Here is a 12,826-nt window from a genome sequence, read left to right as displayed (position 1 = left end):
GCGCCACGACGAGAGGACTTCGCCATGTTGTCGACAGAACGCGGCGCCAGAACACGTGCCGTGGTGATCCTGGCCGCCATGACGCTCGCCGCAGCGGGATGCCAGGCGTCAGGCACGCCGGCCCAGGGCAAGACCCCGACGCTGATCGCGTACACCGGGCAGGCCAGCGACTATCAGATCAACTTCAACCCGTTCGCGCCGACCGCTATCGGCGGGACCGGGACGATCTTCCAGACGCTGTTCTTCTACAACATCGTCCGCAAGGACGCCCCGGTGCCGTGGCTGGGCAAGGAGTTCTCCTGGAACAAGGACGGCACCAAACTGTCGATCACCCTCCGGGACGGGGTGAAGTGGTCCGACGGCCAGCGGTTCACCGCCGCCGACGTCGTGTTCACCCTCGATGCCTTCCCGGCCGTCTGGCAGAGCCCCGACAGCGCGGAGGTCTACCTGCGTCTCAAGCCCGCCGGGAAGTGAGAGCGACCCATGCGGTACTACCTGCGCAAGCTCGCTTTCTATCTGGTCGCCCTGTGGGCGGCGGTGACGCTGAACTTCTTCATCCCGCGGATGATGCCGGGCGACCCGGCGGACATCCTCATGGCGAAGCTGCAACAGCACGGCGGCGGAGTCGACCCCTCCGCGCGCCGGGCGTACGAGCTTCTGCTCGGTGCCCACACGGACGAGTCGCTGCTCAGTCAGTACGTCGCCTATCTCGGCAACTTGCTGCAAGGTGACTTCGGGATCTCGGTGAGCGACTTCCCGACCCCGGTCTCGACGGTCATCGCCACCTCGCTGCCCTGGACCATCGCTCTGGTCGGGATCGCGACGGTTCTGGCGGTCGTGTCCGGGATCGTGCTGGGCGTGTTCGTGGGGTGGCGGCGCGGCACCTGGCTGGACTCACTGGTGCCGGCGACGACCGTACTGTCCGCGGTGCCGTACTTCTGGCTGGCGCTCATCCTGGTCGCCGTCCTCAGCTCGTGGCTGGGCTGGTTTCCCCTTCTGGGCGGCTACGACGTCGCCCTCACCCCCGGCCCGTACAACGACTTCATCGGCTCCGCGCTCTACCACGGCGTTCTGCCCGCGGCCACGATCGTGATCTCGTCGGTCGGAGGCTGGGTGCTGGCGACGCGGAACATGATGGTCTCGGCGATGGCCGAGGACTTCGTGCTCACCGCCAAGGCGAAAGGCCTGAGCGAGCGACGCGTCATGATCCGGTACGCGGCGCGGAACGCGATCCTGCCGTCCGTCGCCGGATTCGCGATCTCCCTCGGCTTCGTCGTCGCCGGCTCGATCGTCACCGAGCAGGTCTTCGCCTACCCCGGCATCGGGTCGAAGCTGTTGCAGGCGGTACAGAACAACGACTACGCGCTCATGCAGGCCATCTTCCTGGTCATCACGGTCACGGTGCTCGCCGCCAACCTCGCCGTCGACCTGCTCTACGGCCTCATCGACCCACGCACCCGGACCAGCGGCTGAGGCGGCAATCAGATGACGAACATCAACCCCGACGTCCAGCCGCGCCCCCGCAACGGCGGGCGCGTGCTCCGGTCACCCAAGCTGGCCGTCGGATGCGCCCTGATTCTCGCGACCACCCTGTTCGCTCTCGTCGGCCCGCTGCTGGTCGGCGACCCGGACCGGATCGACAACATCGGTCTGACCTCGCCGGGCAGCGAGCACCTGCTCGGCACCACCCAGACCGGTCAGGACGTACTCGCCCAACTCGCCTACGCCACCCGGGGCTCACTCTCCATAGGCGTCCTGGTCGGCATCCTGGCCACCGTCCTCGCAGCGCTGTTCGGGATCGTCGGGGCCTACCTCGGTGGCGTGGTCGACGAGGCGTTCTCGCTGTTCTCCAACGTGATGCTGGTGATCCCCGGCCTTCCCCTGATCATCGTGATCTCCGCGTTCGTCCCACCGGAACAGCGCGGCTGGTGGACGATCGCGCTGGTGCTGGCGATCACCGGCTGGGCAGGGTCGGCCCGCGTCCTGCGCGCCCAGACCCTGTCCCTGCGCAACCGGGACTACGTACTGGCCGCCCGTGTCGCCGGGGAGGGACCCGGGCGGGTCATCGGCGTCGAAGTCCTGCCGAACCTGCTGCCGCTGCTGGCCTCCCAGTTCGTGTTCTCGGTGATCGCCGCGATACTCAGCGAGGCAGGCCTGTCCTTCCTGGGCCTGGGCGCGTCCTCCTCGTCGACCCTCGGCACGATGCTCTACTACGCGCAGAACGGCTTCGCCCTCCAGCTCGGCGCCTGGTGGTGGTTCGTGCCGCCAGGGCTGATCATCGCCCTGTTCGGCTGCGGTCTCGCCCTGGTGAACTTCACCCTCGACGAGATCATCAACCCGACGCTGCGCAACCGTCCGCGGCGGGCAGGACGTACGGCCCGCCCTGCGCCTGTCCTCGATCCGCCCCCCGAGGACGACGTGGTGCTCAGCATCACCGACCTGTCCGTGACCTACCAGGGCGAACAGCCGGTGCAGGCCGTGCGGGACGTGTCACTCACGCTGCGCCGGGGCGAGATCCTCGGCCTGGCCGGAGAGTCGGGCTGCGGCAAGACCACCCTCGCGTACGCGGTCAACCGGCTGCATCTGCCACCCGCCGAGGTCACCGGCGGCTCCGTGACCTTCCACGACCGTGACGGCGGCGCGCTCGACGTGCTCGCCCTGTCCCCGGGCGAGCTGCGCGCCTTCCGGTGGTCGAAGCTGTCCATGGTCTTCCAGGGCGCCATGAACGCGCTCAACCCCGTCCTGACCATCCGGGCACAGATGGAGGACGTGCTCACCACCCACCGGCCGACGATGTCCCGCGCGGCCCGGCGGGCCCGCTGCGCCGAGCTGCTCACGACGGTCGGCATCGATCCCCAGCGCCTGCGCTCCTACCCGCACGAGCTCTCCGGAGGGATGCGGCAACGGGTGCTGATCGCCATGGCGATGCTGCTCGAACCGCAGGTCGTCATCCTGGACGAACCGACCACCGCGCTCGACGTGGTCGTGCAGCGGGGCATCCTTCAGGAGATCATGCGGCTCCGCGACCAGAGCGGCTTCGCCGTCCTGTTCATCACCCACGACCTTCCCCTTCTCCTGGAGGTCGCGGACCGGATCGCCGTCATGCTCGACGGCCGGATCGTCGAGAACACGTCGGCCGAGAACATCCTGGACCGGCCACAACACCCGTACACGCGCCGCCTGCTGGACTCCTTCCCCAGCCTCACCGGCGAGCGCGGGTCGTTCGTGCGATCCGGAGGCGCGTCATGACCGTGCTGGAAGTGGCCGATCTGATCAAGGACTTCCGGGTCCGCGGTGGCCTTCGCCCCACCCGACTGCGGGCCGTCGACCAGGTCTCGTTCACCCTCACCCCGGGCCGCACGGTGGCACTGGTCGGTGAATCCGGATCGGGCAAGTCCACGATCGCCCGGATCATCGCCCGGCTCGAACAGCCCACCGGCGGCCGGGTCGCCCTCACCGGAGCCGACGGCACGCCCGTCCCGGATCGCGACTACCGCCACCACGTACAGATGGTGTTCCAGGACCCGTTCGCCTCGCTGAACCCGTTCCACACCATCGCGCACCACCTGGCGCGCCCGCTGCGCCTGCACGGTCGCGCCCGCACCCGTACGCAGACCTGGTCCGCGACAGCGGAACTGCTGGAGCGGGTCAGCCTGCCGGCCGACACCCTTGCGCACCGTCGGCCGCACGAACTCTCCGGCGGTCAGCGCCAGCGCGTGGCCATCGCCCGCGCACTCGCGCCCGGTGCGACCGTCCTGGTGGCCGACGAGCCGGTCTCCATGCTGGACGTCTCGATCCGGCTGGACGTGCTCAACCTGCTGGCCCGGCTGCAACGGGAAGAGAACCTCGCCGTCCTCTACATCACCCACGACCTGGCGACCGCGCGGCACTTCGCCGACGACATCCTGGTCCTGTACCGGGGACGAGTCGTCGAGCGAGGCCCCGCGGACAAGGTGATCCGCACGCCGCAACACCCCTACACGAAGCTGTTGGCCGCGGCGTCACCCGATCCGGCGGCACGGGGCCGGTTCGTGAACATCGACCCCGCGGAGGTGATCAAGGCAGGCAGCATGCCGCCGTACGAGCACCGCTAGGCGCTCCGCTGGAAGCACCGCAGTGGGCCGCTGGTCGCGCCCGCGCGAGCGGCGGAGCCGCAGATTCAATACCGCCCCGCGCCCCTTCAGGGCGCTGCCGAACCGCAGCGGGCTTCACCCGACCCGCTTAGCGAGGTGGTCGAGGGGTCAGGGAGTCTCGCCCGTGCCGGCGAGCAGGGGCCGGGCCCCGTCCTGGGGGTGGGCGAGGGTCAGCTCGCTCTGCAGGACGAGGACCGCGCCGCCGATCGCGGCCGCGTCCGAGCCGTTGACCGACGGCACGACCCGCACCGGATGCACCCGGCGCGCGAACGTGCGCCGGTCCACCTCCTGCTGGATCACCGCCTGGTAGATCGAGCCCGCCACGGCGAAGCTCGGCCCCGCCAGCACGATCGTGTCGACGTCGAACAGGGTGGCCATGGTGACGGCGGCATACCCCAGATGGCGAGCCGACCGCTCGACGAGGCTCCGGGCCTCCAGGTCACCCGCGTTCGCGGCGGCCGCGATCCGCGCGAACTCGGTGAGGAAGCCGTCGTCGGTCGGGCCGAGCGCCAGCCGCTGGGCCAACCCCGGCGTCGCCATGGCCTGCCGGACCAGGGCGGAGGGGCCGGCGTAGTTCTCCAGGCAGCCGACGTTGCCGCACGGGCACTCCTCACCGTTGACATCGATGGAGATGTGTCCGATCTCCACGCTGTTCGAGGAGCTGCCGCGGTACACCTCGCCGGCCACCACGACCCCGCCACCGATGCCGGTGGCCATGTAGATGCAGCCATACGTGCTGTGCGGGGCGACCGCTCCCAGCCAGTACTCGCCGATCGCGGCCGCGGCGGCGTCGTTGTCGAGCAGGACGGGAAGTCCGAGGCTCTCCGCGAGCCTCGGCGCGACCGGGCAGCCCAGCCACTCCTCGGTGGGCTGCGGGGTCAACAGCACACCCGCGCGTCGATCCTGCGGACCGTAGCCGACCAGGCCCACGCCCAGCACCTTCTCGCGGTCGACCGCCGCGGTGGCCAGCAGCGCCTCCACCTGGGACGCCACCAGCGGCAGCGCCCGCTCCGGCGGCATCTCCGCAGTGCCCTGGAACGAGGTCCGGGCCACCTGTCGGCCGGCCAGATCGACCACCACGATCACGCACGTGTTGCGTTCGAGTTGAACTCCGACGCTGTACCGGGCTTGTGGGTTGAGCTGGAGAAGCGTGCGCGGCTTGCCGCCCGTCGGCGCGCCGCGGCCGGTTTCGACGACCAGGCCGTCGGCGATGAGCTCCCGCACGACCGCGGAGATCGTCGCACCGGTCAGACCCGTCGCCGCCGCGAGCTCCACCCGGCTGGTCGCGCGCGCCGACCTGATCACATCGAGGACCAAACCGCGCGTCTTCAGCCGGCTTGCCCAGAGGGGACTGGTCGCCACGTGTTCTCCTTCGTTCCGGGCTTTGTCACCTTAGTTTACTTAGGCCGGGCAGGGCCTTTCGCTCCGGCCCGCCTTCCCGCTCCAGAAGCCGGTTGCAGGCGCCTTGACTTCCATAAGTTGCCGAAATAACGATGTGCATAGCTCCCATCAGTCCCTCACGGCAACGAGGAGATCAGGTGAAACGCAGACACGCCTTAATGGCCACCGGCGCCGCCGGTGCGCTCATCCTGGGTGGCCTTGCAGGCGCCGCCCTGCCCGCATCGGCAGCCGCCACCGGCTGCTCGGTCACGTACAAGGTGCAGAGCCAATGGCCGGGCGGGTTCAGCGCGGACGTGGCCATCACCAATCTCGGCCCCGCCGTGCGGGGGTGGACCCTGACGTTCGGATTCCCGAACGCTGACCAGAAGGTCACCAACGGCTGGAGCGCCACCTGGAAACAGTCCGGGACCGAGGTGTCCGCCGCCAGTCTGGATTGGAACCAGTCACTGGACACCGGCAAGTCCACCTCCATCGGGTTCACCGGTGCGTGGAAGGACGCCAATCCGGAACCGGCGTCATTCGCGCTCAATGGCGTGACCTGCACCGGCTCGGTGCCATCCCCCACCCCCACCCCCACTCCCCCCGGCGGCCCGGCCCCGAAACTGAAGGTCTCCGGCAACAAGATCGTCACCTCGGACGGGAAGCAGTACCGGCTGCTGGGTGTGGACCGCTCCAGCGGTGAATACGCTTGTGTGCAGGGCAAGGGGCTGTGGGACAGCGGCCCGGTCGACCAGGCATCCGTCGACGCGATGAAGACCTGGAACATCCACGCCGTACGCGTGCCGCTGAACGAGGAATGCTGGCTCGGCATCAACGGCTCGCCCAGTGGAGCCACCTACCAGCAGGGCGTCAAGGACTACATCAACCTGCTGGTGGCCAACGGCATCACCCCGATCCTCGATCTGCACTGGACCCGGGGCGCCTACACCAACGGGCCGGACTGGCACTGCAAGGACGCCACCGCGACGTGCCAGAAACCGATGCCGGACGCGCAGTACGCCCCCCAGTTCTGGACCGGCGTCGCAGGCGCGTTCAAGGGCAACGACGCCGTCGTGTTCGATCTGTTCAACGAGCCGTACCCGGAGATCGCCGCCAACTGGGACAAGACCCTCGGCTGGACGTGCTGGCGAGACGGCGGCACCTGCACCGGCCTTCCCTATGACACCGCCGGCATGCAGGACCTGGTCGACGCGGTCCGGGCCACCGGCGCGACCAACGTCCTCATGCTGGGCGGTCTGGAGTGGGCCAACGACATGCGGGAATGGCTGACGTACAAGCCGACCGACCCACTGAACAACCTCGCCGCGTCCTGGCACTCCTACAGCAACAACGCCTGCGCGACCGAATCCTGCTGGGACAGCCAGGTCGCACCTCTCGCGCAAAAGGTGCCGATCGTCATCGGCGAGTTCGGCCAGGAGGGCTGCGGCTTCGACTACATGCAGCGGTTGGTCGACTGGGCCGACGCGCACGGCATGGGTTATCTCGCCTGGACCTGGAACCCGTGGGGATGCAGCACCGGCGCCGTACTCATCAAGGACTGGGCCGGTACCCCGGAGCCTGGCGTCGGCGAGGGACTGAAGGCCCACCTCCTGAGCCAAGACCCCTACGCAACCCCGTAACCGAGCACCCGGTTGCCCGAGGCGCAGACGAAGCCGCCCAGGCCGGATGTCCCGATGGGACGGTGGCGGTGCCGAGGAAGACGTACCCGCGCTTGTCGTAGCGGGCTTGTCGTAGCTGACCGGTCTTGGGGATGCGGATCTTCTCCAAGGCCGGCTTGAACTGGGTGCAGTCCGCCCGCTTGTCCCACCCGATCTCACCTGCGGGAGCCCTCCACGATCATTTCGCGGAAGGCCCCCGCAGTGTCACCGCGCCGGCATCGGCTCGGCAGCGACTCAGTGCAGCTTGTCCTTGGCCTTGTAGTAGGCGCCGCCGAAGGGCAGGAACCAGGGGGTGCCGTTGTAGAAGGGGACGGGGACCTTGGGGAAGCCGAGGCCGCGCAGGGGGTTGGCCTCCGGCTTGCCGTCCATCATCTCGGCGACCGCGCGGCCCATGTACGTGGCCATCTGGACCCCGTGGCCGCAGTACCCCATGGAGTAGTACAGGCCCTTGGCCCCCTCTGCCTCGCCGGCGTGCGGGAGGCGGTCCCAGGAGAAGCCGACCATGCCGCCCCACACGTAGTCGACGCGGACGCCCGCCAACTGCGGGAAGATCTCCGTCATCTCCCGCTTCAGGATGTCGCCGCTCTTGACGTCGGAGGCCGGGTTGGAGGGGGCGAAGCGGGCGCGGCCGCCGAAGGCGAGGCGGTTGTCCGGGGTGAGGCGGAGGTAGTGGCCGATGTTCTTGGAGTCGACCACCAGGCGGCCATTGGGGATCAGTTCGCGGGCCCGCGCCTCACCGAGAGGCTCCGTGACGATGATGAAGCTGCCCACGTTGATCAGCCGCTTGCGGAACCAGGGCAGCGCCTTGTCGGTGTAGGCGTCGGTGGCGGCCATGACCTGCTTGGCGCGGATCGTGCCGTGCAGGGTCTCCACGTCGAACCCGCCGCCCGGCAGGCGGGTGAGGCCGGTGGCGGCGTTGCGTTCGTGGATCTCGGCGCCGGCGCGTTCGGCGGCCTCCGCCAGACCGTGGACGTACTTGCCCACATGCAGGGCGGCACTCAGCGGGTCGAGCAGGGCGCCGTGGTAGTAGTCCGAGCCCAGTTCCGACTTCAGCTCACTGCGGCTCAGGAGCTGGGTCTCGTGGCCGAAGTTGTCGGCCAGGTCGCGCTGGGTGGCCTTCATCGACTCGAAGTGCTGCGGCTTGTACGCCACACCGAGACGGCCGGCACGGTGGAAGTCGCAGTCGATCTTCTCGGTGTGGGTCAGCTCCTCGACGACGTCGACCGCCTCGCGGAACGCGCCGTACAACTCACGGGCGCGCTCCTGCCCGAAGCGCTTTCGGGCCTCGCCCGTGCCGATGGTGATGCCCTGGGTGCACATGCTGCCGTTGCGCCCCGAGGCGCCCGAGCCGACCTTGTCCTTCTCGACGAGGACGACCCGGGCGCCCTTGCGGGCGGCGTGGTAGGCGGTGGACAGACCGGTGAGGCCGCCGCCGATGACCACCACGTCCGCCTCGTCGGGCAGCGCCTTGCCGGAACGGTCGGGCAGGGCGGGGGCGGTGTCGAGCCAGTAGGGGATCTGCTTCATGAGGTGCGTCCTCTGTGTTCTGTCTCTGTGTGCTGGGGGTCCCGGCCGGTCAGCAGCCGAGCAGCTTCGGCAGGCCCGACAGGTCGGGCAGCTCGTCGTAGGGCTGGTAGTCGGCGCTGCCCTTGCGGCCGTAGCGGTTGATCCACACCCGGCGCTTCAGGCCGAGGTCACGGGTGGGGATGTGGTCGTACTCCCAGCCCTGGGCCGTGTGGATCACCTGCGAGGGCTCGACGCCCATGGTCTTGAAGGCGTGCTCGAAGGTCTGGCGGTCGGGCTTGTAGGCGCCGGCCTGCTGGGCGGTGATGACGTAGTCGAACTCGACGCCGATGTTCTCGACGTTCCGCGCGATCATGTTGTCGTCCGTGTTGGAGATGATCGCGATCTCGTAGCGCGACTTCAACGCGCGCAGGGCGTCCGGGACCTCCGGGAAGGGGCCGAAGGTGGGGACGGCGTCGACGAGGGCGTCGCCGTCGGACGTGCGGTACTCCAGGCCGTGCAGACGCATGGCGTTGCGCAGGCTGGAGTGCAGGACCTCGTGGTAGGGGCGGTAGGCCTCCAGGACGGCCTGGAAGCGCATAACGCGGAAGTCGTCGAGGAACTCGTCGACGTCCAGGTTGTCCAGGTCCAGCCGGTCTTCCAGGACCTTCAGGGTGGTGGGGCCGAGCTGAAAGTTGATGAGGGTGGCGTAGGCGTCGAAGGTGACGATCTCTCGCATGGGGTTCAACCTCGGTTTCCGGTTCTTACAGGGGGGCGGGGCACATCAGACGATCCGCTCGCCCGGAGTGACGATCGCGTCCAGGGCGGCCAGGTCGGCCGCGTCGGGGATCCAGTCGGCCGCCGCCGCGTTGGCGGTGACCTGTTCGGGGGTCATGGCGCCGCAGATCACGGAGCCGACGGCGGGGAGGGCGGCCAGGCCGCCGACGGCGACCTGAAGGAGCGTCAGGCCGCGTTCGGCGCCGTACGCGGTGAGGGCTTCGACTCGGTCGAGGGCTGCGTCGGTGAGCCAGCCCTGCCGCCAGGACAGGCGGCTGCCGGCGGGTGGCTGCTCGCCGCGCCGGTACTTGCCGCTGAGCAGGCCGTTGGCGAGCGGGTAGTACGGGAGCAGGCCGATGCCGTGGTGCAGGCAGGCCGGGATCAGGTCGGCTTCCACGCTGCGGTCGAGCAGGTGGTAGCGGGCCTGGGTCGACACGAAGGCGTCGGACAGGTCCTCGGGCGGGAGGTCGGAGCAGCCGATGTGGCCGATCTTCCCCTCGTCCATCAGTTCCCGCAGAGCGGCGATCGTTTCGTCCAGCGGCGTGGCGCCGTCCGGCTCGTGGTACTGGAACAGGTCGATCCGGTCGGTGCCCAGGCGGCGCAGGGACGCCTCCACGGCGTACCGGATGTAGGCACGGGCACCGCGCCTGCCGTACTGGTCGGCCTCCGGACCCATCTCCATGCCGAACTTGGTGGCCAGCACGACCTCGTCGCGGTGGCCCTTGAGGGCGGCTCCGAGGAGCCGTTCCCCATCGCCGCGCGTCCCGCCCTGTTCGCCGAAGCCGCCGTACATGTCAGCCGTGTCGAACAGGGTGATCCCGGCGTCGAGGGCCGCGTGCACGACGGCTTTCGTGCCCTCCTCGTCGAGGCGGGAGCCGAAGTTGTTGCCGCCGACGCCGACGACGGAGACGGTCGGTCCGCGCTCACCGAGGGTGCGGTATCTCATGACCGGTCCCCGAATCCGATGCAGACGTTCTTGGTCTGCGTGTAGCCGGCCAGGGCTTCCAGGCCCTTCTCCCGGCCCCAGCCGCTGTGCTTGTAGCCGCCGAAGGGGAGTTCGATGCCGGTCCCCGCGCCGGTGACGTTGACGTAGACCTGGCCGGCCCGGATACCGCCGGCCAGGGTCATCGCCTTGTCGATGTCGCGGGTCCAGACGTAGGAAGCGAGGCCGTACGGGCTGTCGTTGGCGATCTGAAGGGCCTCGTCGGCGTCGTCGAACTCGATGACGGTGACGACGGGGCCGAAGATCTCCTCGCGGGCGCAACGGGCCTGGTTCGTCAGGCCGGTGAGGACGGTCGGCTCGATGTAGTAGCCGTCGGCCAGCTCTGGGGCGGAGGGAGCGCCGCCACCGACCCGTGCGACGGCGCCCTCCTGCCGGGCCAGGTCCAGGTAGCCCAGAACCCGGTCGCGTTGCCGGGCGGCGACGAGCGGGCCGATGTCCGGGTCCGTCAGACCGGGACCGATGCGCAGGGTGGCGATCTTCTCGACCAGCCGGTCCAGGAAGTCCTCGGCACCGCGCTGGAGCAGCAGCCTCGTGCCGGCCGAGCACATCTGGCCGGCGTTGCTGAAGGACCAGCCGAGGACGGCGTTCAGTGCCAGGTCGAAGTCGGCGTCGGCGAAGACGACGAACGGCGACTTGCCCCCCAACTCCGTCACGGACGGCACCACGTTGGCGGCGGCCGCCTGGGCGACCTTGATGCCGGTCGGCACCGAACCGGTGAAGGTGACCTGGTCGATGTCCGGGTGACCGGCCAGGGCCGCACCCGTCTCCGCGTCACCGGGGACGATGTTCAGCACACCCGCCGGAAGACCGCATTCGAGGGCGATCCTGCCGATCTCCAGCGGGGTCAGCGGTGCCTCCGGGGAGGGCTTGAGCACCACCGTGCAGCCTGCCGCCAGCGCGGGGGCGGAACCCCTCGCGGTGTTCTGCAACGGGTAGTTGAACGGGATGATCTGGCCGGAGACGCCGATCGGCTCACGGACGGTGTAGTCGACCAGACCGGGGCCGAGGGGGATGGTCGTGCCGCCGAGCTTGTCGGCGATGCCGGCGTAGAACTCGAAGTAGCGGGCGGCGCCCTCGACGTCGGCCTTGGCCTGGCGGAGCGGCTTGCCGACGTCCTGGCTCTCCAGGCGGGCCAGACGCTCCCCCTGGTACCGGATCGCCTCGGCGATCCGGTACAGGATCCTGCCCCGGTCGGCGGCGCGCATCCGTGCCCACTCGGGCGAGGTGAAGGCCGCCCGGGCCGCCGCCACCGCCTGGTCCACGTCCGCCTGGCCGGCCAGCGCCACCCGGGCGAGGGGCGTGCCGTCCGAAGGGTCGAGGACGGTGAAGGTGCGGCCGTCGGCGGCCGGGACCTGCTTGCCGTCGACGAGGAGCAACTGCGTGTCACCGCTCATGGCCGGATCTCCCCCAGCACCTCGCCGAAGATGACGACCTCGTCGCCCGGCCGCACGGTACGGATCCGGCGGACCCAGAGCACGGTGCCGTCCTGCGGGGCGCGGACCTCCTCAAGGATGTTGCCGTAGTGGTCGACGATGTGGGCGATCAGGTCGCCTTCCTTGCAGGTCTCGCCCGGCTCGGCGTGTCCGAGGAAGAAGCCGCCGGAGTCGGAGCGGGCGAAGGTGCCGGAGACCGTGGTGTAGCTGTCGCGCAGTTCGGCCTCGCCGTCGGTCATGCCGAGTTGGCGCATGATGTTGCGGATCGACTTGATGTGCAGTTCGACGTTGGCCTCGCGGTAGGTGCCGCCGCCCGCCTCGATGGTGATGGCGGGCTTGCCGGCCGCGAGGGTGGGGTGGCGGACCGTGCCGCCCCACTTGCCGCCCTTCCAGACCAGGTCGTGACCGGCCGCGAGGGCGAGGTCGGTGGCGAGTTCCTCGTAGCCGCCCTGGAGGATGACGAGCGGGGCGATCTCGCCGAAGGTGCCGCCGGTGTGCAGGTCGACGAGGGCGTCGATGGCCGGGACGACCTGCTCGACGAAGGTGGCCGCGAGGCGCAGGGAGTACGAGCCGTCCGCGTCACCGGGGAAGATCCGGTTGAGGTTGAGGTAGTCCAGGCCGCTGGTGCGGGCCGCCGCCTCGAAGGCGGGGGTGTTCATGCAGGGGATGCCGACGAGGGTGCCGCGCAGGGTGGCCGGGTCGATCTCGGCGAGGACGCGGCGGATGGACTCCTGGCCGTCGTACTCGTCGCCGTGCACGCCTGCGTCCACGCAGAGCACCGGGCCGGGCTCGGCGCCGTTGACGACGATCAGCGGGATGCCGAGTTCCACGCCGTAGCTGCTGGTGCCGACCGGGATGAGGCCCTGGGCTCGCTCGCCGGGGGCGACGGTCAGCGGACCGATGGAATACATCAGGGGG

Annotated in this window: 11 protein-coding genes; 5 read left to right on the top strand and 6 right to left on the bottom strand. The window is 69.6% G+C overall.

Annotated elements, in window-relative coordinates; all coding sequences use genetic code 11:
* Window positions 1-24 precede the first annotated feature (24 nt).
* Genes OG866_RS43555 through OG866_RS43540 form a run of 4 tightly spaced genes read left to right on the top strand, consistent with a single transcriptional unit; the run spans window position 25 to window position 4,094 of the window.
* Window positions 25-474: an ABC transporter substrate-binding protein gene (locus OG866_RS43555; protein ID WP_329343530.1), complete on the top strand. Its 450-nt coding sequence runs from the start codon at window positions 25-27 to the stop codon at window positions 472-474.
* Between the two features lie 9 nt (window positions 475-483).
* On the top strand, window positions 484-1,473 hold the full coding sequence (locus tag OG866_RS43550; protein WP_329343528.1) for an ABC transporter permease: 990 nt from the start codon (window positions 484-486) through the stop codon (window positions 1,471-1,473).
* 12 nt (window positions 1,474-1,485) lie between these two features.
* On the top strand, window positions 1,486-3,249 hold the full coding sequence (locus OG866_RS43545) for a dipeptide/oligopeptide/nickel ABC transporter permease/ATP-binding protein (RefSeq protein ID WP_329343526.1): 1,764 nt from the start codon (window positions 1,486-1,488) through the stop codon (window positions 3,247-3,249).
* Entirely contained in the window at window positions 3,246-4,094 is an 849-nt protein-coding gene (locus tag OG866_RS43540; RefSeq protein WP_329343524.1) for an ABC transporter ATP-binding protein, read from the top strand. Before OG866_RS43545 ends, OG866_RS43540 begins: the two co-directional genes overlap by 4 nt.
* Before the next feature lie 147 nt (window positions 4,095-4,241).
* On the opposite strand, the gene OG866_RS43535 is transcribed toward OG866_RS43540, so the two are convergent.
* Window positions 4,242-5,495 carry an ROK family transcriptional regulator gene (locus tag OG866_RS43535; RefSeq protein ID WP_329343522.1) on the bottom strand — a complete coding sequence of 418 codons (1,254 nt, stop codon included), beginning with the start codon at window positions 5,493-5,495 and terminating at the stop codon, window positions 4,242-4,244.
* Between the two features lie 197 nt (window positions 5,496-5,692).
* On the opposite strand from OG866_RS43535, the gene OG866_RS43530 reads away from it, so the two are divergent.
* On the top strand, window positions 5,693-7,153 hold the full coding sequence (locus tag OG866_RS43530; protein WP_443063679.1) for a cellulase family glycosylhydrolase: 1,461 nt from the start codon (window positions 5,693-5,695) through the stop codon (window positions 7,151-7,153).
* A gap of 273 nt (window positions 7,154-7,426) precedes the next feature.
* Here OG866_RS43530 and OG866_RS43525 read toward each other — a convergent pair whose 3' ends face one another.
* The 5 genes from OG866_RS43525 to OG866_RS43505 are packed head-to-tail and all read right to left on the bottom strand — an operon-like array spanning window position 7,427 to window position 12,819.
* Complete coding sequence (locus tag OG866_RS43525; protein ID WP_329343518.1) at window positions 7,427-8,719, bottom strand: NAD(P)/FAD-dependent oxidoreductase; 1,293 nt, start codon at window positions 8,717-8,719, stop codon at window positions 7,427-7,429.
* Between the two features lie 49 nt (window positions 8,720-8,768).
* Window positions 8,769-9,434: a haloacid dehalogenase type II gene (locus OG866_RS43520; protein WP_329343516.1), complete on the bottom strand. Its 666-nt coding sequence runs from the start codon at window positions 9,432-9,434 to the stop codon at window positions 8,769-8,771.
* A gap of 45 nt (window positions 9,435-9,479) precedes the next feature.
* Window positions 9,480-10,418: an aldo/keto reductase gene (locus tag OG866_RS43515; RefSeq protein WP_329343514.1), complete on the bottom strand. Its 939-nt coding sequence runs from the start codon at window positions 10,416-10,418 to the stop codon at window positions 9,480-9,482.
* Window positions 10,415-11,869 carry an aldehyde dehydrogenase family protein gene (locus OG866_RS43510; protein WP_329343512.1) on the bottom strand — a complete coding sequence of 485 codons (1,455 nt, stop codon included), beginning with the start codon at window positions 11,867-11,869 and terminating at the stop codon, window positions 10,415-10,417. Before OG866_RS43510 ends, OG866_RS43515 begins: the two co-directional genes overlap by 4 nt.
* On the bottom strand, window positions 11,866-12,819 hold the full coding sequence (locus OG866_RS43505; protein ID WP_329343510.1) for a succinylglutamate desuccinylase/aspartoacylase family protein: 954 nt from the start codon (window positions 12,817-12,819) through the stop codon (window positions 11,866-11,868). Before OG866_RS43505 ends, OG866_RS43510 begins: the two co-directional genes overlap by 4 nt.
* Window positions 12,820-12,826 lie beyond the last annotated feature (7 nt).

Origin of the sequence: Streptomyces sp. NBC_00663 (assembly GCF_036226885.1) — a bacterium.
In the GTDB taxonomy this organism is placed as follows: Bacteria; Actinomycetota; Actinomycetes; order Streptomycetales; family Streptomycetaceae; genus Streptomyces.
Note: the sequence above shows the minus strand (reverse complement) of the source record. Positions and strands in the feature narration are given on the sequence as shown.